Annotated in this window: 18 protein-coding genes and 1 tRNA gene; 17 read left to right on the forward strand and 2 right to left on the reverse strand. The window is 67.8% G+C overall.

The genetic code is table 11. The annotated features are described in order from the left end of the window. Positions 1-5: 5 nt before the first annotated feature. The 7 genes from C5E07_RS05015 (at position 6) to leuA (ending at position 7,514) form a co-directional block, all read left to right on the forward strand. The gene (locus C5E07_RS05015) at positions 6-959 is read left to right on the forward strand and encodes a PhoH family protein (protein ID WP_104242093.1); all 954 of its coding nucleotides are present in this window, start codon (positions 6-8) and stop codon (positions 957-959) included. After that, positions 956-1,423 (forward strand): rRNA maturation RNase YbeY, encoded by a 468-nt coding sequence (ybeY, locus tag C5E07_RS05020; protein ID WP_104241448.1) that lies wholly within the window; start codon positions 956-958, stop codon positions 1,421-1,423. The genes C5E07_RS05015 and ybeY overlap by 4 nt, the downstream gene beginning before the upstream one ends. Further along, a complete protein-coding gene (locus tag C5E07_RS05025; protein ID WP_104298652.1) occupies positions 1,420-2,694 on the forward strand; it encodes a hemolysin family protein in 1,275 nt (424 codons plus the stop codon). Before ybeY ends, C5E07_RS05025 begins: the two co-directional genes overlap by 4 nt. Further along, positions 2,691-3,581, forward strand: coding sequence for a GTPase Era (gene era, locus C5E07_RS05030; protein WP_104241446.1), 891 nt, complete (start codon positions 2,691-2,693; stop codon positions 3,579-3,581). Before C5E07_RS05025 ends, era begins: the two co-directional genes overlap by 4 nt. After that, entirely contained in the window at positions 3,547-4,932 is a 1,386-nt protein-coding gene (locus C5E07_RS05035) for a sensor histidine kinase (RefSeq protein ID WP_104298653.1), read from the forward strand. Before era ends, C5E07_RS05035 begins: the two co-directional genes overlap by 35 nt. Next, on the forward strand, positions 4,929-5,585 hold the full coding sequence (locus C5E07_RS05040) for a response regulator transcription factor (protein WP_104241444.1): 657 nt from the start codon (positions 4,929-4,931) through the stop codon (positions 5,583-5,585). The genes C5E07_RS05035 and C5E07_RS05040 overlap by 4 nt, the downstream gene beginning before the upstream one ends. Before the next feature lie 156 nt (positions 5,586-5,741). Then, complete coding sequence (gene leuA / locus C5E07_RS05045; RefSeq protein ID WP_104298654.1) at positions 5,742-7,514, forward strand: 2-isopropylmalate synthase; 1,773 nt, start codon at positions 5,742-5,744, stop codon at positions 7,512-7,514. Between the two features lie 41 nt (positions 7,515-7,555). Here leuA and C5E07_RS05050 read toward each other — a convergent pair whose 3' ends face one another. Continuing rightward, positions 7,556-8,347 carry a trimeric intracellular cation channel family protein gene (locus tag C5E07_RS05050; protein WP_104241442.1) on the reverse strand — a complete coding sequence of 264 codons (792 nt, stop codon included), beginning with the start codon at positions 8,345-8,347 and terminating at the stop codon, positions 7,556-7,558. A gap of 84 nt (positions 8,348-8,431) precedes the next feature. Between C5E07_RS05050 and recO the strand changes: the two genes are divergently transcribed. Together recO and C5E07_RS05060 are read left to right on the forward strand one after the other, a co-directional pair. Next, positions 8,432-9,271, forward strand: coding sequence for a DNA repair protein RecO (recO, locus tag C5E07_RS05055; protein WP_104298655.1), 840 nt, complete (start codon positions 8,432-8,434; stop codon positions 9,269-9,271). Then, a complete protein-coding gene (locus C5E07_RS05060) occupies positions 9,268-10,089 on the forward strand; it encodes an isoprenyl transferase (protein ID WP_104298656.1) in 822 nt (273 codons plus the stop codon). Before recO ends, C5E07_RS05060 begins: the two co-directional genes overlap by 4 nt. Positions 10,090-10,116: 27 nt before the next feature. On the opposite strand, the gene C5E07_RS05065 is transcribed toward C5E07_RS05060, so the two are convergent. Then, positions 10,117-12,531 carry a hypothetical protein gene (locus tag C5E07_RS05065; protein ID WP_104298657.1) on the reverse strand — a complete coding sequence of 805 codons (2,415 nt, stop codon included), beginning with the start codon at positions 12,529-12,531 and terminating at the stop codon, positions 10,117-10,119. A gap of 244 nt (positions 12,532-12,775) precedes the next feature. Here C5E07_RS05065 and C5E07_RS05070 point away from each other — a divergent pair, with 244 nt between their 5' ends. The 8 genes from C5E07_RS05070 to C5E07_RS05105 all read left to right on the forward strand — a co-directional run bounded on the left by C5E07_RS05070 (position 12,776) and on the right by C5E07_RS05105 (position 21,542). Continuing rightward, positions 12,776-14,155, forward strand: a complete 1,380-nt coding sequence (locus C5E07_RS05070) for a glycine--tRNA ligase (RefSeq protein WP_104298658.1) — start codon at positions 12,776-12,778, stop codon at positions 14,153-14,155. Between the two features lie 28 nt (positions 14,156-14,183). Next, positions 14,184-14,774, forward strand: coding sequence for a DUF4352 domain-containing protein (locus tag C5E07_RS05075; RefSeq protein ID WP_181057806.1), 591 nt, complete (start codon positions 14,184-14,186; stop codon positions 14,772-14,774). 77 nt (positions 14,775-14,851) lie between these two features. Continuing rightward, positions 14,852-16,006, forward strand: a complete 1,155-nt coding sequence (dusB, locus tag C5E07_RS05080; RefSeq protein ID WP_104241436.1) for a tRNA dihydrouridine synthase DusB — start codon at positions 14,852-14,854, stop codon at positions 16,004-16,006. Between the two features lie 2 nt (positions 16,007-16,008). Then, positions 16,009-17,307, forward strand: a complete 1,299-nt coding sequence (locus C5E07_RS05085; protein ID WP_258063778.1) for a deoxyguanosinetriphosphate triphosphohydrolase — start codon at positions 16,009-16,011, stop codon at positions 17,305-17,307. Next, complete coding sequence (gene dnaG / locus C5E07_RS05090) at positions 17,298-19,280, forward strand: DNA primase (protein ID WP_104298660.1); 1,983 nt, start codon at positions 17,298-17,300, stop codon at positions 19,278-19,280. The genes C5E07_RS05085 and dnaG overlap by 10 nt, the downstream gene beginning before the upstream one ends. Positions 19,281-19,360: 80 nt before the next feature. Beyond that, positions 19,361-20,368: an ATP-binding cassette domain-containing protein gene (locus tag C5E07_RS05095; protein ID WP_104298661.1), complete on the forward strand. Its 1,008-nt coding sequence runs from the start codon at positions 19,361-19,363 to the stop codon at positions 20,366-20,368. Between the two features lie 6 nt (positions 20,369-20,374). Further along, positions 20,375-21,382 (forward strand): NAD(P)-dependent oxidoreductase, encoded by a 1,008-nt coding sequence (locus tag C5E07_RS05100; protein WP_181057808.1) that lies wholly within the window; start codon positions 20,375-20,377, stop codon positions 21,380-21,382. A gap of 87 nt (positions 21,383-21,469) precedes the next feature. Continuing rightward, positions 21,470-21,542 (forward strand) — tRNA-Asn (locus C5E07_RS05105). Positions 21,543-22,640 lie beyond the last annotated feature (1,098 nt).

Below are 22,640 nucleotides of genomic sequence, written 5' to 3' on the forward strand. Positions count from 1 at the left end.
TCGCCATGGTGCGGCTCCTCGGGCCCGGCGACCGGCTGCTCAAGTCCGTCGAGCGCGAGCACCCCCGCGTGCGCGTGCTCGCGCGCGGGAACGAGATCACCTTCAGCGGCGAGCGAGACGACGTCGTCGCAGCCGAGGCGCTCCTGCGCGAGATCACTGCGATGGCGCGCAGCGGCGTCGACCTCGAGCCAGCTCAGGTCGAGCGCTCCCAGCGGCTCATCGACCGTGGCGAGGAGACCCCAACGGACGTGCTCGGCCAGTCCATCGTGCAGTCCCGTGGCAAGGTCATCCGCCCGAAGACACTCGGCCAGAAGCAGTACGTGGATGCGATCGACGACAACACGATCGTCTTCGGCATCGGGCCCGCCGGAACGGGCAAGACCTACCTCGCGATGGCGAAGGCCGTGCAGGCCCTGCAGCGCAAGGAGGTCACGCGGATCATCCTGACTCGCCCGGCCGTCGAAGCCGGCGAGCGCCTCGGCTACCTGCCAGGGACCCTCAACGACAAGATCGACCCCTACCTGCGGCCGCTCTTCGACGCGCTCAACGAAATGCTCGACCCTGAGGTCGTGGTCAAGCTCATGGCGAGCGGGACGATCGAGGTCGCGCCGCTCGCCTACATGCGCGGGCGCACGCTCAACGACGCCTTCGTGGTGCTCGACGAGGCGCAGAACACGACGCCGGAGCAGATGAAGATGTTCCTGACGAGGCTCGGGTTCGGATCGAAGATGGTCGTCACGGGGGACATCACGCAGCTCGACCTGCCCATGGGGGCCTCGGGACTGAAGCTCGTGACCCACGTGCTCGGCGGCATCGACGAGGTGCACTTCTCGCACCTCACGAGCGACGACGTCGTCAGGCACACCCTCGTGGCCCGCATCGTCGACGCCTACACCGAGTACGACCAGAAGAAGCAGGCGGACGATCACCGACGCCAGGACAGGAACGCAAGCCGATGAGCATCGAGGTCAACAACGAGGCCAGCTACGAGGTCGACGAAGGCGCCCTGCAGCGCGTCGCCGCGTACGCGCTCGACCAGCTGCACGTGCACGCCGAGTCGGAGCTCGCGATCGTGCTCGTCGAGGTCGGCCCCATGGAGGAGCTGCACGTGCAGTGGATGGGTGAACCCGGCCCCACCGACGTGCTCAGCTTCCCGATGGACGAGCTTCGGCCAGGCAACGTCGATCGGCAGACGCCTCCTGGACTGCTCGGAGACATCGTGCTCTGCCCGCAGGTCGCGACCGACCAGGCGAAGGCCGCCGGGCACAGCATGATGGACGAGCTCCTGCTGCTCACGACCCACGGAGTCCTGCACCTGCTGGGCTTCGACCATGCCGAGCCCGAGGAGGAGAAGCAGATGTTCGGGCTCCAGCGCGATCTCCTCGTCGGCTTCCACCTTCAGGAGAGGAAGCGCGCCAGATGACCGCGGCTCTGCTCGTCGCCGCCATCGTCCTGATGGTAGCGATGAGCGGGTTGCTCGCCGCGACGGAAGCGGTCATCGCGCGTCTCTCCAAACCGGAGCTCGAGCACCTCGCCGCGGAGAGCCGCGCGAAGCGCTCGATCGAGGCGATCGCCGCCGACCCCGGTGCCCACAGCAACGCGCTGACGTTCGCACGCGTGCTCTTCGAGAGCATGTCGGCCGTCCTGGTGACGCTCATCCTGACCGATCTTTTCGACGTCAGGTGGCAGGCGTTCCTCGTCTCCGTTGCCATCATGATCCTGGTTTCGTTCATCATCGCCGGCACGAGTCCGCGAAGCGTCGCGCGGGCGCATCCCCAGCAGGTGATGGCCTTCGCGGCCCCCATCGCGCGCGGAGTCCGGCTCGTGATCGGGCCGGTCGCAGATCTGCTCGTCGTGCTCGGCGATCGCGTGACCCCTGGGCGTCCGCAGCGCCTCGGCTCCGTCTCGAGCGAGGAGGAGCTCCTCAACATGGTCGATGAGGCAGCAGACCTCAAGGTGCTCGAGCACGGCGACCGGGAGCTCATCCACTCCGTCTTCGAGTTCTCCGACCGGCTCGTCCGGGAAGTCATGGTCGCCCGAACGGACATGGTCACGGTCGACGGCGACGCCGGGGTGCGGGAAGCGCTCGAGCAGTTCCTCGAGACCGGCATCTCCCGTGCTCCGGTCATCGGCCGGGACAGCGACGACATCCTCGGGATCCTCTACCTCAAGGACCTGGTGCGGCATTCGCTGCAGAACGAGGCGGAGGCGAGCCCCGCGGTCGAGCTCGCCCGGCCCGCCGACTTCGTCCCGGAGTCGCTGCGCGCCGACCTGCTGCTGCGCCGCATGCAGGCGTCCGCGACCCACCTCGCCATGGTTGTCGACGAGTACGGCGGCATAGCGGGCCTCGTGACCCTCGAGGATCTCATCGAGGAGCTCGTGGGAGAGATCAGCGACGAGTACGATCGACCGAATGACGAGCCGCGGAAGCTGCTCGATGGGCGATACCGGGTGTCGTCTCGCCTCGCGACTGGGGAGCTCGGCGATCTCTTCGACATCGAGCTCGAGTTCGACGACGTCGACTCCGTGGGCGGGCTGCTCGCGAAGTCGCTGTCCAAGATCCCCGAACGAGGGGACAGGGCGGTGGTCGACGGCATCGAGCTCGTCGCCGAGCGAGTCGGACCCCGCAAGCGCATTCTCACTGTCCTGGCGCGCCGCCTGGAACCACTTCAAGAGTCAGGAATCGAAGCATGACGAACTACCGAGCAGGATTCGTGACCTTCGTCGGTCGCCCGAACGTGGGCAAGTCCACTCTGACGAACGCGCTGGTCGGCGAGAAGATCGCCATCATCTCCGACAAGCCGCAGACCACTCGCCGTGCCGTGCGAGGCATCGTCCACCGCGAAGACGGACAGATCATCATCGTCGACACCCCCGGCATGCACCGTCCGCGCACGCTCCTGGGGGAGCGCCTCAACGATGTCGTGCACGCGACGGTCGCGGAAGTGGATGTCATCGGGTTCTGCGTGCCGGCCAACGAGCCCGTCGGCCCGGGCGATCGCTTCATCAACGAGCAGCTGGATGAGGCCCCCAAGGCTCGCAAGATCGCCATCGTGACGAAGGCGGAGACCGTGAGCCGGGACGTCCTGGCCTCTCGCCTCGTCGACGTCCAGGGTCTCCGCGAATGGGATGACATCATCCCCGTCTCAGCAGCTGAGGACATCCAGCTGGACACGCTCACGGGCATCATCCTCGGGCTGCTCCCCGAGTCCGAGCCCCTGTACCCGAGCGACATGAAGACCGAGGAGTCGTTCGAGCAGCGTGCGGCGGAACTCGTTCGCGAGGCGGCGCTCGAGGGTGTGCACGACGAGCTCCCGCACTCGATCGCGGTCACGGTCGAGGAGATCGTGACGCGGGACGACGGCGTCACGCGCGAGCTGTACGTCAACATCGTCGTCGAGCGCGACAGCCAGAAGGGCATCATCATCGGGCGCGGCGGCGAGCGGCTGAAGCGCATCCGCGAGCAGGCGCAGCGTGAGATCTCGCAGATCACCGAGGGGCGTGTCATCGTCTCCATCCGCGTGAAGGTGGCGAAGGAGTGGCAGCGTGACCCGAAGCAGCTCGGACGCCTCGGCTTCTGAGCCGGGGTCCGTCGATGCTCTCGCGGCTGGTGGACAGCCGCGGGAGTCCTTCTTCACGGCAGTCGGCGGGCTGTGGAAGGCGCACACCTACCGCCTGACGTGGCTGCAGTGGGTGACCGACATCATCCTCGGCCTCCTCTTCGCGCTCACGTTCGGCCTGCCCCTCGACTACGACGCCGGGGACGGCACGACGCTGACCTGGCTGCTCCTGCCTTCCTGGGTGCTCTTCACGGTCGCGATGATCATCCGGCGCTACGCGCCATGGCCGAGCTTCCTGATCGTCGTGCTCGCGGCACTGCTGAAGTCGGTCTTCGCGTTCGGCCCGCATCCGCAGGATGTCGCGATCTACCTCAGCATCTACGCCGCGGTCGCCTATGGCAGCCGTGCCCTTGTCATCAGCTCCGCCGTCTACGGCGTCGTGGCACCGACGATCATCGTGGCGCTCATCCCGCACTGGAATCCGACGAGCTTCACCTGGGAGTCCATCGCCACGAACGTCGAGGGCAGCCGCGACGCGTTCCTGTTCGCTGCGGCGTTGATCTGGCTGCTCTTCGTCGGGGCTGGAGTCGTGGCCTGGCTGGCAGGGCTCCTCCGCCGCGCGCATCTGCGGGCCCAGGAGGTCAAGAACCGGGCGGCGATCGTGGAGCTCGAGCGCATCCGAGCGCAGGAGCAGCTGGCCGCTGAACAGGAGCGAACGCAGATCGCGAGAGACATGCACGACGTGGTCGCGCACTCCCTGGCCGTGGTCGTCGCCCAGGCCGACGGCGCGCGGTACGCGATGAAGAGCAACCCCGATTCGGCGGAGGCGGCGCTCGGGACGATCTCCTCGACGGCCAGAAGCGCGCTCGTCGACGTCCGTGGCCTTCTCGGGCAGCTTCGGCACAGCCAGGAGGCCGGTCCGGAACCTGGCCTCGACGAACTGCCCGCACTGTATTCCAGGATGCGCGCGGCCGGCCTCGACCTGCAGCTGGAGACGAGAGGCGAGCCTCGGACCCTCACCACGCAGGCGCAGGGCGCTGTGTTCCGCTTGGTGCAGGAGTCGTTGACCAACGTGCTCAAGCACGGCGATGCCGCGAGGCCCGTCGTCGTGCGACTGAGCTGGGGGCAGGTCTTCGAGGCGACGATCCTCAACTCCGTCGCGGAGCCCCCGCACCCGAGAGGCGAGGGCGGGCACGGACTCGTCGGCATGGCGGAGCGCGTCGGCATCGCAGGCGGTAACGTGCAGGCTGAACGGCTTGGTGCGCAGTTTCGCGTGCACGCCTGGCTGCCCATAGCCTCGCCGCAGGGGGCCGCTGGGGCCGAGCTCGACAGCGACGGCACTCGCTCCACAACCGAGAGGCACACATTTTGACCAGTTCCCAGATCACCGTCGCGCTCGTCGACGATCAGCCTCTCTTCCGCAGCGGAATCCGGATGCTCATCGACAGCCAGGAGGACATGCGCTTCATCGGCGAGGCGAGCGACGGAGTCGCGGCGGTCTCGCTGGCGAAGGCGCTCAAGCCCGATGTGATGCTCATGGATGTGCGCATGCCGGGACAGGACGGCCTCGAGTCGACGAAGCAGATCGTCGCGAGCGGGTCGTCAACACGCATCCTGGTGCTCACGACCTTCGACCTCGACGAGGCGGTCGCGAAGGCAGTCGGGGCGGGCGCCAGCGGGTTCCTGCTGAAGGACGCCGATCCGGAGTTCCTGCTCGCGGCGGTCCGGACCGTGGCGACAGGTGCCGAGGTCTTCGCCGCTCAGGCCACCGCCGACCTGATCAGGCGCTATTCGGCCGCCGTTCCGGCTTCGCGCGCCGTGCCGCAGCAGTTCACGACGCTCACCGAGCGCGAGCGAGAGATGTTCGCGCTCGCCTCTCGCGGCCTCTCGAACGGGGAGATCGCCCGACAGGAGTTCCTGAGCGAGGCCACCGTGAAGACGCACATCTCGCGGGTGCTCGCGAAGCTCGGGCTCCGCGACCGGGTGCAGCTGGTCGTCTTCGCCTACGAGCACGGCCTCAACTGACCGCGCGGGTGAACTCCGCGCCTCGGTGCTACGCTGGGCCAATGCTGTTCGGCACCCTCCTTCTTCGTTGCCGCGGCGAGGCTTCGCTCTAAGCCCCCTCGCCGCGGAGTCTGCTGTCGGCTTAGCACGACAAGAAGATGTGATCCGGAGCTAAAAATGAAGAACATGCAGCAGCCGTCATCGATGCCAGCGCACCGCTACGTCCCGCACCACGAGCAGATCGCCGTCGATCTGCCCGACCGCACCTGGCCCTCCAAGCGCATCGAGCGCGCACCGCGCTGGTGTGCCGTCGACCTGCGCGACGGGAACCAGGCGCTCATCGACCCGATGTCCCCGGAACGCAAGCGCGCGCTCTTCGACCTCCTGGTCCGCATGGGGTACAAGGAGATCGAGGTCGGGTTCCCCTCGGCCAGCCAGACCGACTTCGACTTCGTCCGCTCGCTGATCGAAGAGAACGTCATCCCGGACGACGTGACGATCCAGGTGCTCACGCAGGCGCGTGGCCACCTGATCACCCGCACCTTCGAGTCGCTGAAGGGCGCGAAGCAGGCGATCGTGCACCTGTACAACTCGACGAGCGTCCTGCAGCGCGAGGTCGTGTTCCGCAAGGACCGCCAGGGCATCATCGACATCGCCCTCGAGGGTGTCCGTCTGTGCCGTGAAGCCGAGGCGATCGTTCCCGACACGAAGATCTACTACGAGTACTCGCCAGAGAGCTACACGGGCACGGAGCTCGACTTCGCGGTCGACATCTGCAACCAGGTCATCGAGGGCTTCGACGCGAGCCCCGAACGTCCCGTCATCATCAACCTGCCGGCGACCGTCGAGATGTCCACACCGAACATCTACGCGGACTCGATCGAGTGGATGCATCGCAACCTGACGCGGCGAGAGAGCGTCGTGCTCTCCCTGCATCCCCACAACGACCGCGGCACGGGTGTGGCCGCCGCCGAACTCGGCTACCTCGCCGGCGCCGACCGCATCGAGGGCTGCCTCTTCGGAAACGGCGAGCGCACGGGCAACGTCGACCTGGTCACGCTCGGCGTGAACATGTTCACCCAGGGCATCGACCCGCAGATCGACTTCTCCGACATCGACGGCATCCGCCGCACGGTCGAGTACTGCACGCAGCTGCCCGTCGGGGAGCGCGCCCCCTGGGGTGGCGACCTTGTCTACACGGCCTTCTCGGGCTCGCACCAGGACGCGATCAAGAAGGGCTTCGAGGCCATGGCCGCGAAGGCCGACGCGCTCGGCGTGTCCGTCGACGAGCTCACGTGGGAAGTCCCGTACCTGCCCGTCGACCCTCGCGACCTCGGCCGGAGCTACGAAGCCGTCATCCGCGTGAACTCCCAGTCCGGCAAGGGCGGAGTCGCCTACCTGCTCAAGGAGCACCACAACCTCGACCTGCCGCGACGTCTGCAGATCGAGTTCTCCGGGGTCGTGCAGAACAAGACCGACTCAGAGGGCGGCGAGGTCTCGACCGACGCCATCTGGCGAATCTTCAACGACGAGTACCTGCCCGCGGAGAGCGAGCAGCACAAGTGGGGTCGTTTCGAGCTGTTCCGCACGGCGACGAGCTCAGCGCTCGACGGAGCCGTCGACCTGAGCGTCTCGCTGCGCGACGGGTCGGGAGTGGCCGAGCACGCCTCGCAGGGCAACGGGCCGCTCGACGCCTTCATGAAGCTGCTCGGGCAACAGGGCCTGCAGGTCGAGCTGCTCGATTACGTCGAGCACTCGCTGTCCGTGGGTGGCGACGCGCGCGCCGCGGCCTACATCGAGCTGGACGTCGCGGGCGTGCGCCTCTGGGGAGTCGGTATCGACAGCGACATCTCGACGGCGTCGCTCAAGGCCATCGTGTCCGGCGTCAACAGGGCGCTGCGCGGCGAGACCGAAGCCGAGCTCGATGCTCAGCTGACGACGGTCGCGTAGGCGCGACCGGCACGTTCAACGGGCGGGCACCCGGCCGGAGGTCACTCCGAGCTCGGGTTGCTCGCCCGTTTCTGTTCGATGATGTCGATCGGTCGGGTGTCGGGGGCGTGCAGGCCCGACGCCTCGAGAATCTCCTGGTCGGTGAAGGGCAGCTCCCGCTCGGGCCTGCCCGTCCGAGGCGACCTCCGGATTCGTGGCATCTTCAGCGCGATCTGCTCGGGCAGACTGAGCCCGAACCAGACGCTGGCCATGCGCACGGCGAAGGTCACCGCGACGCAGATCACGATGCCGATGATCTGGGAGACGCCGAACGCGTCTGCCAGCACGAACGCTGCGCTGCCTGCCGTCGCGGCCACGGCGTAGAGGGAGCCGACGAAGAGGATGCCGACCGGCATCCCGAGCAGCATGTCGCGGACCACGCCTCCGCCGGCCGCGGTCACGGTTCCCACGAGCAGCGTCGGCAGGATCGGGAGGTCGAAGTTCATGGCCTTGAGCGTGCCGACCGCGCAGAAGAAGCCGAGCGCCGCCGCGTCGAGGACCGAGACCAGGCCGTCCATGCGTCTGAGCAGTCGCTGCAGGAGCATCCCGCCGAGGGCCGCCGCCCCAGCTGTGAAGAGGAACCACTCCGTCTCCATGCTCACCGGACGGATGCCGAGGAGGAGATCGCGGATGATGCCGCCGCCGAGACCCACGGTGATGCCGATGATGACGACGCCGAGCCAGTCGAGCTTCTTGTCGCGGAACTGCTCCGCGACCATGGCCGCGGTGATCGCGCCGATGGCGATGGCCGTGAGGTCCAGCCAGAGGGGGAGCGTCGTGGCGGGCGAATCCATGGTCTCAATGCTCCCACAGCGCCGTGCTGAGCCGAGTCACGCGTGGTTCCCGGCTCTCGCTGCTCGGAGGGCCATACTGGGTTGATGCCCACCTATCGTGACGAGGCGGTTGTCCTTCGAACCCAGCGCCTCGGCGAAGCCGACCGCATCGTCACACTGCTCGGCAAGGAACGCGGAAAGGTGCGGGCTGTGGCCCGCGGGGTTCGTCGGACGTCGTCGAAGTTCGGCGCTCGGCTCGAGCCGTTCATGGTCGTGGACGTGCAGTGCTACGCGGGTCGCAACCTGGACACCGTCACGCAGGCTGTGACGCTCGCCGCGTACGGTCGGGACCTGGTCGAGGACTACTCCAGGTATTCGGCCGCGTCCGTCATCGTGGAGGCCGCCGAGCGAGTGGCGGAGGCTGAGCCGTCGCCCCAGCAGTACACGCTGGTCATCGGGGCCCTGCGGGCGCTCACCCTCGGCGCGAGGGCGTCCCAGGACGTCCTCGACTCGTACCTGCTCCGCTCGCTCTCGCTCGCCGGCTGGGCCCCCGCGCTCGATGACTGCGCGAGGTGCGGGGCCCCGGGGCCGCACGAGCGATTCAGCGTGCAGCTCGGGGGAGTCGTGTGCCAACGATGCACTCCAGCGGGGATCGTGCGAGTGGACGAGGCCACGGTGCAGGCGGTGCGCGCGCTGCTGTCCGGCGATTGGGCGATGCTCGACGGCATCGAGGTCTCGGCCAGGGCACGTGCCAGTGGAATCGTCTCGGCCTACTCGCAGCACTATCTCGACAAGAAGCTCAGATCGATGCAGGTCCTCGAACACGACCGCCTGCTCGGACGCCTGGAGCCGGCGACCGCGGTCGCTCTGAGCAGCGCGGGCGGCGGGGCAATCAACGCAGACAACGACCCGGGCGCGGAGCCCGGCACGGAGGAGACGGCATGAGCCGGAGCAGGCAGGCGCAGACGTTCAAGCCGGTCGACTGGACGGGTGTCTATCCGCCGGCGTTCGAGGCGTCCGAGGTCCCCTCGCACGTGGCGATTGTCATGGACGGCAACGGCCGCTGGGCCAACCAGCGCGGTCTGCCGCGGATCGAGGGCCACCGAGCCGGGGAAGCTGCCCTCCTCGACGTCGTCGCGGGCGCCCTCCAGGTCGGGGTGAAGCACCTCAGCGCCTACGCGTTCTCCACGGAGAACTGGAAGCGCTCACCCGAGGAGGTGCGCTTCCTCATGGGCTTCAACCGCGATGTCCTCCATCGGCAGCGCGACCAGCTGAACGAGTGGGGGGTGCGCATCCGCTGGGCTGGGCGGGAGCCGCGCCTGTGGAAGTCGGTCATCAAGGACCTGCAGCTTGCCGAGCGCCTGACGAAGGACAACACTCGGATGACGCTCACGATGTGCGTGAACTACGGAGGGCGCCTCGAGATCGCCGACGCCGTGAAGCGCATCGCCGAAGAGGTTCGCGAGGGGAGGCTGCGACCAGAGCGCGTCACGGAGCAGACCATCGCCAAGTACCTCTACGACCCGGAGATGCCGGATGTCGACCTCTTCGTGCGATCGAGCGGTGAGCAGCGGACGAGCAACTTCCTGCTCTGGCAGGCTGCCTACGCGGAGATGTGCTTCCTCAACACGCTCTGGCCGGATTTCTCTCGCACCGACCTCTGGGAGGCGATCGAGCGCTACGCGGGCCGGGAGCGCAGGTTCGGTGGCGCCGTGGATGCGCCGACTCGCGTCGACGCCCCCGCCCCGACCGACGCCAGCTGAGACGGCGAGGGCAGGCGCGCCGCGAGATCAGCGGAATTCGACGGTGACCTTCTCCCCGTCGATGGCGAAGGTGCCCTGCTCCCAGATCGTGTCCGATCCCTTGGTGGTTCGCCCGCTCTCGCCTGCCGAGGTGTACGTGGCGAGACCTCCCTCGATCTCGAAGGAGTCGGAGGTATCGCTGACGGTCAGGGTCGGATAGGTGGCGATGCTCCAGTTCACGCTTCGATTCGCGCCGGAGGCGTAGGTGCTGAACGGGCATCCGACGGGAGCCGCGGCCGTCGAGGAGGCACACTCGTCGATCTTGGCGGTGACCGCGGATTCCACCGCGGACTGCAACGCCTCGGTCGGCGTGTAGACGACGTTGCGGTTTGCGACGTGGTCGTCGGCGATGGTGCCGACACGCACCGGCTGGTTCGAGGTGGAGTAGAACTCGGAGATCGTTCCCGTGACGGGGTAGATCGCCGGGTAAGCGTCGAACTGCACCCAGCTCACCGGCTGACTGCCTTCCCAGGTTCGAGAGTCGACGGGGTCGGGGGTCACCGTGACGGCGCCGATCGTGAGGTCCATGGCATGACTCGTGCCGACGGCCGAGGCGAAGACCAAGGGTGTGAGGATCCGCCAGTGCTCGAGCACCAGGAAGTCATTGTCAACGCGTTCAGCGACGAGCACGGCCGTCTCCGTCGTCCCGCCGAGCCTGTAGGTGACCTGCACGTTCTTGGTCTCGCGGCCTGAACCCACCGCTGCGGGCGTCGACGGAGTCAGCCAGCCATCCGCGGCGGGTGTCGTGGCGGCTTCGAGCTCGACGATGTCGAGGACGGTGATCCGCTCGGTCGCGGCGGCGAGCATCTCGTCGCTCACATACTGTCGCTGAGCGCTCTCGATGTTGGGGTCGACGAGTTCGCCGGCCAGGCTCGCGTTGCCGTCGGCGATGGCCTGCACGTAGCGGCGGGCTTCCGCGATCGCGCCGCGGTGGCCGTTGACTGCGGTGACCGCAGTGGCGGTTGCCGCGATGATGATCGCCGCGATGGCGAGGGCGGCGCCGGCGCGACGCAGCCTCCGGCGCGCGGGTGCCCCGAGCTGCCGAGCAGTCCACGCAGGTGGGGTGGATGCGGCGGGCTGGGCGATCAGTGGCGGACGTGTCTCCGATCCGTCGGCAGCAGGCGCACGCCCACGGTCGAGACGCGCGAGCAGGCTGACCGCACGGGAATGGAGCCGCGGCGCGATGATCCTGAGTCGAGGCGGCAGCGCCCAGGCGAGAAGCTCGACTGCCAGCGCCCAGATCGCGAAGAGCGCGGGGGTCCAGAACGAGGGCCTGACGCTGATCGTGAGGTCGCCGAGCGAGAAGCCGAGTGCCGATGCCGATCCGGTGAGCACCACCGGCAGGAGCATGGACGTGAGGATCGTCCAGACCAGCAGGGCTGCGGCAGGCAGGCGCCAGAGGCTCGACCATTGCGGGAAGCGTGTCTCGGGCCGACCGACCCCGATGAGCACGGCACTCGCGACCGTCGCGGCGACAACCGGAAGGAGGGCGAGCCACGCATAGGGGAGCTCAGGCGAGAAGACCGACGCGACTGTGCTCGGCCCGAAGGGGATGCTCACGGCGATGGCACCCAGGTGCCCGAGGATCAGGGTGGTGAGGGCGAGGTGCGGTGCCGCGGCCAGGAGCACCGGCACCGACGTCAACGGGCTCTCCGACTGTGCGACGCCGAGGATCATCGCGATGATGCCGAGGAGCGAGCCGGCCACTGCGAGCGTCGCGGTGTAGATGCCGAGCTCCGCCCCGAGGAGCCCCAGCTCTCGGGACCGCGAGCCGGGCAGCGGCGTCTGAGGTGCTCGACCAGGACGGCCTCGTGCGGCAAGAGAACGACCGAGCCATCCGCTCAGGAAGATCGACGTGAACGCCACAGGCGCGAGTGCCGGGCTCAGCGCGGTGACGGTGGCAGCCGCGCCCGGCGTGTCGAGACGCAGGCCGGGTGCTGCGACGCAGAGGAGGAGGACCGCGAACGTGCCGCTTGAGACTGCGGCTGCTCCGAGTCTGCCGCGCCTGCCTCGATCCGCCCCGCGCCGCTCGAGGCCATAGGCAGTCGCGAGGCTCACTGCCAGGACGAACGCCAGCGACGCGAGGGGCCACAGTCCGAGCGTCAGGCCGCTGTCGCCGGTCAGGGCGAAGCCGCCGACTGACTCAACGCCCAGTCTGAGCTGGCCTGAGAAGGGGAGCGCCGTGAGCAGGAGGACGAATTGCCAGAGCAGCTCGAATCCCGACGCCGCGTTCGAGGCGCTCGGCTGACTCCCCGGCGCGAGGTCGCTGAGAAGGAGGGCCAGCGCGGAGCTCAGACCGGCTCCGCTGAAGAGCGCGGCGACGGCGCAGGCTCCGGCGTGCAGAGCACTGGTGGTGATCAGATTCTTGTCGACAGCGCTGGTCGGCGATGATGTGGGAGTCACAGAGGGTGCCCTTCGGATGCGCGACGTCCTGGGGGACAACGCCATACGAATGTTCAGATGATTCGCGACATCGTTGCAGACCACCGTGCGGGCGCAGCGCGGCAGAAGCGGATCTGTGGAGAACGCCTCGTGGACGGCCTTCCGGCATGGAGCCGCTGACGAGCCTGGCGCTTGACTAGACTGACGACTTGCGGCGGACACGACCCTGGGTTCGCCTTCGACACCTCAGCAGGAGTTTCTCTCAATGGCGCAAACCACGCTCGACAAGGTCATCGCTCTCGCGAAGCGGCGGGGCTTCGTCTTCCAAGCGGGCGAGATCTACGGAGGCACTCGCGCCTCTTGGGACTACGGCCCCCTTGGCGTCGAACTCAAGGAGAACATCAAGAAGCAGTGGTGGCAGACGTTCGTCCGCGGCCGCGCTGACATGGTGGGACTCGACTCCTCGATCATCCTGCCCAAGGCGGTCTGGGAGGCATCCGGCCACGTCGCGACCTTCACCGACCCGCTGGTCGAGTGCCTGAGCTGCCACAAGCGCCACCGCCAGGACCACCTCATCGAGGCGTTCGAGGCGAAGAAGAACCGCGCGCCGGAAGGCATGTCCGACATCGTCTGCCCTGACTGCGGGACCAAGGGGCAGTGGACCGAACCCCAGCTGTTCTCCGGCCTCGTGAAGACCTACCTCGGTCCCGTCGACAACGAGGCGGGACTGCACTACATGCGTCCCGAGACCGCCCAGGGCATCTTCGTGAACTTCAACAACGTGCTCACCACGTCGAGGAAGAAGCCTCCCTTCGGCATCGGCCAGGTCGGAAAGGCGTTCCGCAACGAGATCACGCCAGGGAACTTCATCTTCCGCACGCGTGAGTTCGAGCAGATGGAGATCGAGTTCTTCGTGCACCCGGATGAGGCGCAGAAGTGGTTCGAGGACTGGGTCGAGGCCTGCTGGAACTGGTTCACGGACCTCGGGCTGAACCCCGACAACATGCGGCGCTTCGACGTTCCCAAGGAGGAGCGCGCGCACTACTCGGCCGGAACGATCGACTTCGAGTACCAGTTCGGCTTCAAGGGAACCGGCTGGGGTGAGCTCATGGGGGTGGCGAACCGCACGGACTACGACCTCACGTCGCACTCGACCGCGTCCGGCACCGGCCTCAACTACTTCGATCAGGCCTCGGGAGAGCGCTACACGCCATTCGTGATCGAGCCGAGCTTCGGCCTGACGCGATCCATGATGGCGTTCCTCGTCGACTCCTACGTCGAGGAGGAGGCGCCGAATGCCAAGGGCGGCGTCGACATCCGCACCGTTCTGCGGCTCGACCCTCGCCTCGCGCCCATCAAGGTCGCGGTGCTGCCGCTGAGCCGTGACGAACGCCTCAGCCCCGTCGCGCGCGAGCTGGGCGACAAGCTCCGCAAGCACTGGAACATCGACGTCGACGACGCGGGCCAGATCGGCCGCCGGTACCGGCGCCAGGATGAGATCGGCACGCCGTTCTGCGTGACGGTCGACTTCGACACGCTCGAGGACAACGCCGTGACCGTCCGCGAACGCGACTCGATGGCCCAGGAGCGAGTCGCCCTGGACCAGCTCGAGGCGTACCTCGCGGGTCGTCTGCTCGGAGCCTGATCGCGCCTCCCGAGTGAACCAGGACGCCGTGGGAACCAGCGAGCGCCCGTCCGCGAGAACGCGGGCGGGTCGCTCGCGGCGGCCTGCGCTCCTGACCATCGCGGCTGGGCTTGTCCTGCTCGCCGTGCTCAGCTACGTGTTCATCTCGGCCCGGGCTACCGACCGGGGAGCCGCCACGCTGTATGCACCGTCGGCGATCGCCGAGTGGCGGGGCGAGGCCTCGGAGCTGCTCCCACGCGGCACGGTGAGCGTCGGTGGTGTGCAGCTGTCGGCAACCGAGATCCAGTGCGGCCTGCCGCGGCACGATTGGCGGGGCGGCAGCGCGAGCGCCGCCGGCCAGTTCTGCGTCGTCGACGTCGATCTCCGCAATGGGAGCGACGAGTCGATCTCCCTCGCGCCGGACGTCTTCGAACTCGAAGACGCTGCGGGGCAGACGTCGATCGCAGACCACGAGACCACCGCCTACGGCACGGACCTGCCTGCCGGTCCCGCGGAGGAGAAGCAGCTCCTCCCATCCGCCTCCACCCGCGTCCATCTGGTCTTCGATGTCTCGACCACGGCGGCCGGTCCGATGGAGCTGAAGTTTGAGCCTGCTCCCGAGCTGAGGATCGTCTTCTGAGGCGACGAGGGGCTCCTGTTCGAGCGTGTCGGGGCTGGCGTGCGAAAGTCGCCTCGACCTGCGAGAATTGATCGGTTATGACCTTGACTGCACTCGACTCGAAGCCGCTGCGCATCGGCCCCCTGGTTCTCGACGTCCCAGTTGTGCTCGCGCCCATGGCGGGCATCACGAATTCCGCCTTCCGGCGCCTCTGCCGCGAGTACGGCGCGGGCCTCTACGTCTCCGAGATGATCACCTCGCGCGCGCTCGTCGAGCGGACGCCGGTGACCATGCGCCTCATCGAGCACCACGAGTCGGAAGAGGTCAGGAGCATCCAGCTCTACGGGGTCGACCCCAAGACCGTCCGCGAGGCCGTCACGATGCTCGTGGCCGAGGACCGAGCGGACCACATCGATCTCAACTTCGGATGCCCGGTTCCCAAGGTCACGAAGCGTGGAGGCGGGGCCGCGCTGCCGTGGAAGACCTCCCTCTTCCGGGCCATCGTCGAGGGGGCAGCGGAGGCCTCCGGTGACATCCCGCTCACCATCAAGATGCGCAAGGGCATCGACGACGATCACCTGACCTACCTGGAAGCCGGCCGTATCGCGGAGGGTGCTGGCGTCGCAGCCGTCGCACTCCACGGGCGCACGGCCTCGCAGTTCTACTCGGGGCAGGCTGACTGGGATGCCATCGGCAAGCTCAAGGAGACCGTCACGAGCATCCCGGTGCTGGGCAACGGCGATATCTGGGCGGGCGAAGACGCGTTGCGGATGATGGAGCAGACCGGATGCGACGGCGTCGTGGTCGGGCGCGGCTGCCTCGGGCGCCCCTGGCTCTTCGGCGACCTCACTGCTGCCTTCCGCGGCGACTCGACGCGCATCCAGCCGACGCTCGGGGCGGTGGGCGACGCGATCCGTCGACACACCGAGCTCCTCGCGGAGTTCCACCAGGAAGAGGCCCGCGCCTGCCGTGAGATGCGCAAGCACATGTCGTGGTACCTGAAGGGCTACCCGGTGGGCTCCGATGTGCGCTCCGGTCTCGCGCTCATGTCGACGCTCGAGGAGCTCGACGGCCTTCTGGCTCAGCTCGATCGCGACCAGGCCTACCCTGGACAGGACGCCGAGGGCCCTCGCGGGCGAGCGGGAACGCCCAAGCGGCCGTCGCTGCCGGACCGCTGGCTCGAGTCTCGCGAGCTCAACGAGGACCAGAAGGCGAATATCTCCGCCGCCGAGCTGTCCCACTCGGGAGGCTGAGGGTGACGCTTCCCCCTGAGCCGATCGACCGGAGTCCTTACGGTGACCACGATCGAGAGCGCTTCCTCCCCGAGCACCACGAGAATCGTCGACGTTCGACGTTCGCCAGGGACCGGGCGCGGCTCGTCCACTCGAGCGCGCTGCGCAGGCTGGCGGCCAAGACGCAGGTGCTCTCGCCGACGGCCGGTATCGACGCTGCACGCAACCGGCTGACGCACTCCCTGGAGGTCGCGCAGGTGGGACGCGAGATCGCCGGCACGCTCGAACTCGATCCCGACATCGTGGACACGGCGTGCCTGGCCCACGACCTCGGGCATCCGCCGTTCGGGCACAACGGCGAGAAGGCGCTCAACGAGTGGGCACAGGACATCGGCGGGTTCGAGGGCAACGCCCAGACCCTCCGCATCGTCGCCCGCCTCGAGCCGAAGGTGTTCGGCCCCGACGGTCGGCACTACGGACTCAACCTCACTCGGGCGAGCCTCGATGCGAGCTGCAAGTACCCGTGGACTCGGGAGGCGGGGGCGGAGCGCGGCACGGGAAAGTTCGGCGTGTACGCCGACGACCGCCCGGTCTTCGACTGGGTGCGGCAGGGCGCGCCTGAGGGGCGAACCAGCATCGAGGCACAGGTCATGGACCTGAGCGACGACATCGCCTACTCGGTGCACGACCTCGAAGACGCCATCGTTGAGTCGTTCGTCTCGCTTCCCGAACTCGACGACCTCGCCAACCGCCCGGCGATCCTGTACGCGGCCGCCGACTGGTCGGGGTCGAAGTTCTCCGAGGAGGAACTCGACGAGGCGTTCACTCGCCTGCAGGCGCAGCCCTACTGGATGCGCGAGTACGACGGGTCGAGGGTCGCGCAGGCGGGGCTCAAGAACCTGACGTCGCAGCTCATCGGCCGCTTCGCGAAGGCCGCGACGGCAGCCACGTGGGCCGCGCAACCGGGGGAGTCGCTCATCCGGTACCGCGCCTCGCTGGTCGTGCCACGCGAGATCCGCGCCGAGATCGCGCTGCTCAAGGGCATCGTCGCGGGCTTCGTCATGTCGCTGGATGCGCGTCGGCCCATCTACGAGCACCAGCGGAAGATCCTGGTCGAGCTGTCGGACATGTTCTGGCAGACCGGCGACCAGCACCTCGACGCGGCGTTCGCCGCCGATTTCCGGGCGGCCGGTGACGACACCGAACGCAAGCGGGTCGTCGTCGACCAGGTCGCGAACCTCACCGACAAGGGCGCTCTCGTCTGGCACGACCGGCTCGCTGCGGCGTCGGAGGTGCCGTCTAGGGTGGCTTCATGGCACTGATCCGCAAGAGCGATATCGAGGAGGTTCGCTCTCGCACGGACATCTCCGAGATCGTCGGCGACCATGTCACCCTCAAGAACGCGGGGATCGGGTCGAAGAAGGGGCTCTGCCCGTTCCACGACGAGCGCACGCCGAGCTTCCACGTGCGGCCGCAGCTCGGCTACTACCACTGCTTCGGGTGCGGGGAGTCCGGTGACGTCTTCACCTTCCTGCAGAAGATGGACCACGTCACGTTCTCCGAGGCCGTCGAGCGCCTCGCGGGGCGCCTCGGGTACGCCCTCACGTACGAGGACGGCGGCCATGCACCCGACCACTCGAAGCGTCTCCGGCTGCTGCAGGCGCACACGGCCGCCGAGACCTACTACCGCGAGCAGCTGCAGGCGCCCGGGGCGGAAGCCGCTCGTGAGTTCCTGGGCGGGCGGGGGTTCGATCCGAGTGCCGCGGCCATGTTCGGTGTCGGGTACGCGCCGCAGGGGTGGGACTCCCTGTCGAAGCACCTCGCGGGCCTCGGCTTCACGACGCCGGAGCTGAAGGAGTCGGGGCTGCTCTCGACCAACGAACGCGGCTCGAGCTACGACCGCTTCCGCGGCCGGGTCATGTGGCCCATCCGCGACACCTCTGGTCAGACCGTGGGGTTCGGGGCGCGAAAGCTCTATGACGACGACAAGGGGCCCAAGTACCTCAACACCCCCGAGTCCCCGATCTACCACAAGGCGCAGGTCCTCTACGGGCTCGACGTCGCGAAGCGCGAGATCGCCAAGCAGCGCCGGGTTGTCGTGGTCGAGGGGTACACCGACGTCATGGCCGCTCATCTCGCGGGTGTCCAGACGGCGGTCGCCACGTGCGGAACCTCGTTCGGCGTCGACCACATCAAAGTGCTGCGCAGGATCATGGACGATGAATCCGCCGGCGGACAGGTGATCTTCACCTTCGACCCAGACGAGGCCGGCAAGAAGGCCGCGATGCGGGCGTTCGCGGAGGAGCAGCGCTTCGTGGCACAGACCTTCGTCGCCGTGGCGCGCGACGGGCTCGACCCCTGCGATCTCCGTCTCGCGCGGGGTGATGCTGCCGTGCGCGAGCTCATCGACCATCCCATGCCGATGTACGAGTTCGTCATCTCGCAGCAGCTGCTCGGGCACGATCTCGACACCGTCGAGGGGAGGGTCGCTGCCCTCCGGCAGGCGGCTCCGGTGGTCGCCGGCATCCGCGACCCTGCGATGAGGCCCGGCTACTCGAGGCGCCTTGCGGGAATGCTCGGGATCGACCTCGTGCAGGTGGAGCAGGCCGTGCGCGCGGCGAGGGGCGCCAGCAAGAACGCGCCGCGCGGGCAGGCGGCGACTCGGGCTCCGGCTCGTGTGCCCGACCAGCGTTCTCGACCGGGCGGGCAACGCGGTCCGTCCTCCGGTCACTTCGAGGAGGAGCCGCCGTTCCCCGACGGCGAGGGGTACGACTTCCCGCCCGACACGAGCGACTTCGGCGGCGGTGCAGTGCGCGCGGTGCGCATGAGCGACCTGCCGAACGATCCCGTCACTCGCCTCGAGCGCGACACGCTGATGGCGGTGCTGCAGCATCCGAGGCGGCTCTCCGACGAGCGCTTCCAGCAGGTCATGGCGGCGGGCTTCACGAACGCGTCGCTCTCGACGGTGCGCGATGGCATCGTCGCGACCCGAGACTCCCTGGGCTCGATGGAGTGGATCACGCGGATCGGGGAGGAAGTGCCGCAGGCGTTCACGACGCTCGTGACCGAGCTTGCCATGGCGTCGATTCCCGCGGGGAGCAAGGACGAGCAGATCGACCTGTATGTCCGGTCGCTGAGCGCATCGCTGGTAGAGCGCGACCTCCTGCGGAGGAAGGCGGAGCTGCTGGGGGCGCTGCAGCGAACGGATGGGCGTGCGGAGCCGGAGCGCTTCCGGTCGCTGAACGAGCAGCTCATGTCGATCGAGAATCAGAAGCGCGAGCTGCGCGAAGGCTAGGCTCGCACGGTGGGCTCGTTGCTCGAAGGCCGAGCGACGGGTGTTCCGGCGGGTTCGGAGAACAAAAGGGGAGACCAGGCATGGCAACGAGCGCAGATCATCAACGGGCCGTCGTCGCCGACGACCTGTCGATCTCCTACATCGAGCACGGGTCGAATCGAAAGCATGAAGCCGTCAGCGGGATCTCGTTCGAGCTCGAGCCCGGTGAGATCCTGGGCGTCGTGGGCACGGCCGGGTCCGGCAAGTCGGCCCTGGGGCGCATACTGTCCGGCCGTCGCCGCCCCGGCAAGGGGGAGTGGCCGTTCATCACGGGCGGCACGCTCGAGGTCGTCGGCATGGACCTGCGCCACCCGTCGCGGCTCGACCGCCGGCGCATCGATCTGGACATCGGCTACCTCGCGCAGGACTCCGGCGACCAGCTGCGCAACGACCTGACGGTGGCCGAGAACATCGCGGAGCCCATCCTGTCGCGCGATCGCTCGTTCGACCGGAAGCGTCTCGGGCGAGCTGCGGCCATGCTCATCGACGCGGTCGACCTCGAGCTCGGCATGCTGGGCAAGTTCCCGTTCGAGCTGTCGCGGGGCCAGCGTCAGCGCGTTGCGTTCGCCCAGGCCCTCATCGTGGAGCCGAGCGTGCTTGTCGTCGACGAGCCTGCGCAGGGCGTCGACATCATCGCGAGGCCGGCGCTCTTCAGCTTGCTCGAGCGCATCAACGTGGCCCGCAACTGCACGATGATCCTGCTCAGCCATGATCTCCGCGCGATCGAGCGTCTGACGAAGAACGTGCTGGTGCTCGACCGCGGCTTCGTGCTTGCGCGCGGCACCATCGACGAGGTCCTCGCCGATCCGCATCACGCCTACCTGAAGCGCATGCGGGAGGCGCGCGAGTACGCCCTGACGCCCCTGCCAGGGCTCGTCGAGCGCGAGACGCTCGCCGCGATGGATCTCGTTGCGGATGGCCTGTTCGGCGACCCCGACGTGGAGCAGCAGAGCGCGGATGCCCAGCGCACCGCCCGCGAGCAGCTTGTGTCCCAGCGCGCGGAGTTCGCCCGCTTTCAGACTGACGAAGACGGCACCGAGAAGGAGTAGCAGCGGATGAGCGCGAGCAGCACGCAGGTTCAGCACACGGCGAGGTTGGCTGAGGAGGCGACCCTGCTCGAGGGGGATGCTCGCCCCGAATCCGGGGCAGTGACGCTGCTCCCCGAGGGCGATGCTGCCCCGTTCACTGACGCGGTCGTCGCGAACGGCGGACGACTCGTGGACCTCGGCCCGGAGACGCGAGGGATCGTCTACCTGTCCGCATCCAAGGTGCAGGGGCTGATCGACGCTCTCGAGGCGAACCCGCAGGTCACCTGGGTGCAGCTGCCCTTCGCTGGCATCGACAACTTCGCGGCCAAGCTGAAGCCGCACGCCGAGCGTGGGGTGCTCTTCACCTCGGCGAAGGGTGCGTACGCCGAGCCCGTCGCGGAGCATGCGCTTGCGCTGACGCTCGGCCTGCTGCGCGAGTTCCCTCGGCGCCTTTCCGCACGCACGTGGGAGAAGAAGACGGGCACCTCGCTGTACGGCAGGCACGTCGTCATCATCGGTGCTGGCGGCATCGCGCTCGAGCTCCTCGACCTGCTCGAGCCATTCCGCGTGACGACGACGATCGTCCGGGCTCGCGACCTGCCGGTTGAGGGTTCCACTCGCACCGTGACCGCAGACAGGCTCGATGAGGTGCTGCCTGACGCTGACGTCGTCATTGTGGCCGCGGCTGCGACCGATGAGACGCGCGGCCTCATCAACGAGCAGCGCCTGCGTGCCATGAAGGAGACCGCGGTGCTCGTGAACATCGCCAGGGGGCCTCTGGTCGACCCTGACGCGCTCCAGGTGGCGCTCGAGGAGTCCTGGATCGCTGGGGCCGGTCTCGACGTCACCTCGCCCGAGCCGCTGCCGGACGGGCACCCGCTGTGGACCACGCCGCGTCTCATCATCACGCCGCACGCGGCGGATACGCCCGAGATGGTGCAGCCGCTGCTCCAGGAGCGTGTGCGCCGCAACGTGGAGGCGTTCGTGTCTACTGGCCGGTTCGTGGGCATCGCGGATCCGGTTCGGGGCTACTGAGGACGGCGGATTCGGGGTGCGCGCGACACGCCAGCGGCTCGATTTCGCATTCGGGCGAAGGTGTTGCTAGTCTCTTCGAGTTGCCAATCCCTGATAGCTCAATTGGCAGAGCAGCCGGCTGTTAACCGGCAGGTTGATGGTTCGAGTCCATCTCAGGGAGCAATCGGAACCCCAGCGCTTCATGCGCTGGGGTTCTTTCGTTGTCAGGCAACTCGTGGTCCTGGGGCTTACGGCGGCATATAGGACAAAACGTGTGGATGAGCTCGCGCGTGTCATGATCGTCCGGCCCAGCCTGTCCGGCTCCAGAGGCCTTTCTCGGGGCTTATCGGACAAAACGTGTGGATGAGCTTGCCCGCAAGGAGGAACTCATTCCGCGGCGCGTTTCAGATGGGCCTCGCTCATCCCTCGGTGGTCGCGCAACGTGGTGCGGATGTCGATGTCGATGCCAGCCGCGAGGCCATTCGAGTACAGCAGACCTCTGCGGACCCAGTCATCGAGCCCCTTCTGTTCCAGCCCTTGGTTGAGCGTCGCGCTTCTTGGTGAGCCACTGGGCCTTCTGTCGCCGGACCGAACACAACGGGTGACAGGGAGACGGTGGTGTCCGAGGCAACGACCGGGGTGCGCATCTTGGAGAGCTCCAGCGAGCTTCGGAGGGTGTGAGCTCTTCATCGTGTGAGGATGCACGTTCATCGGCGAGGGAGACGGTTGCGCTGGTCGCATCGCGTCGGCGCCCTGGTGCGACTGGCGGGTTGCGAGTGTTTGCTGAAGAGGCTCGCGGTGCTCGGATGCAATGTCCGTGCATCAGGGAACACGTCGTTCGGCCGCGCTGATCCGAACGACTTCGGGTCGACCAAGCTGGATCTGAGTGCCGGCCGACCTCGGCCCAGGACCAAGCCGCGTGAACATGCCGGTGTCCTAGACAAGGGCTCAGGATTCCTCGCGAAGAAGACGCGCCCGCACCGGTTTCAGGACGGCTATCCACCACTCGAGCTCAATGGAAGCGCGTGTCGCGCACCAGCTGGCACGACCGCTCGCCATTGAGCGCAACCTCGCGCCCGACCGCAGATGAGGGGAATACCAAACTGGAGATTGAGCTGCAGTGGCAGTTCTGCGTTCAAGGTTGAACTCGCGTCGCATCCTGTTGAGCGACAGGCGACGGAGGTCTGGAAGCCGAGAGCGTCCGGAGGCGCATCTTGGTCGAGAGCGTGCTGACAGGAGGTCGACCCCATGTTGTCAAGCTCCCGATGCGCCCTTGCCG

The sequence above is a fragment of the Pseudoclavibacter sp. RFBJ3 genome, from assembly GCF_002931375.1.
Classification (GTDB): domain Bacteria; phylum Actinomycetota; class Actinomycetes; order Actinomycetales; family Microbacteriaceae; genus Pseudoclavibacter.

Bases quoted from the DNA above. Each gene is read 5' to 3' on its own strand.
- dusB (WP_104241436.1), top strand. From the start codon at position 14,852: ATGACCTTGACTGCACTCGACTCGAAGCCGCTGCGCATCGGCCCCCTG.
- C5E07_RS05070 (WP_104298658.1), top strand. From the start codon at position 12,776: ATGGCGCAAACCACGCTCGACAAGGTCATCGCTCTCGCGAAGCGGCGG.
- C5E07_RS05050 (WP_104241442.1), bottom strand. From the start codon at position 8,347: ATGGATTCGCCCGCCACGACGCTCCCCCTCTGGCTGGACCTCACGGCC.
- era (WP_104241446.1), top strand. From the start codon at position 2,691: ATGACGAACTACCGAGCAGGATTCGTGACCTTCGTCGGTCGCCCGAAC.
- C5E07_RS05025 (WP_104298652.1), top strand. From the start codon at position 1,420: ATGACCGCGGCTCTGCTCGTCGCCGCCATCGTCCTGATGGTAGCGATG.
- recO (WP_104298655.1), top strand. From the start codon at position 8,432: ATGCCCACCTATCGTGACGAGGCGGTTGTCCTTCGAACCCAGCGCCTC.
- C5E07_RS05060 (WP_104298656.1), top strand. From the start codon at position 9,268: ATGAGCCGGAGCAGGCAGGCGCAGACGTTCAAGCCGGTCGACTGGACG.
- C5E07_RS05100 (WP_181057808.1), top strand. From the start codon at position 20,375: ATGAGCGCGAGCAGCACGCAGGTTCAGCACACGGCGAGGTTGGCTGAG.
- dnaG (WP_104298660.1), top strand. From the start codon at position 17,298: ATGGCACTGATCCGCAAGAGCGATATCGAGGAGGTTCGCTCTCGCACG.
- ybeY (WP_104241448.1), top strand. From the start codon at position 956: ATGAGCATCGAGGTCAACAACGAGGCCAGCTACGAGGTCGACGAAGGC.
- C5E07_RS05015 (WP_104242093.1), top strand. From the start codon at position 6: ATGGTGCGGCTCCTCGGGCCCGGCGACCGGCTGCTCAAGTCCGTCGAG.
- C5E07_RS05095 (WP_104298661.1), top strand. From the start codon at position 19,361: ATGGCAACGAGCGCAGATCATCAACGGGCCGTCGTCGCCGACGACCTG.
- leuA (WP_104298654.1), top strand. From the start codon at position 5,742: ATGAAGAACATGCAGCAGCCGTCATCGATGCCAGCGCACCGCTACGTC.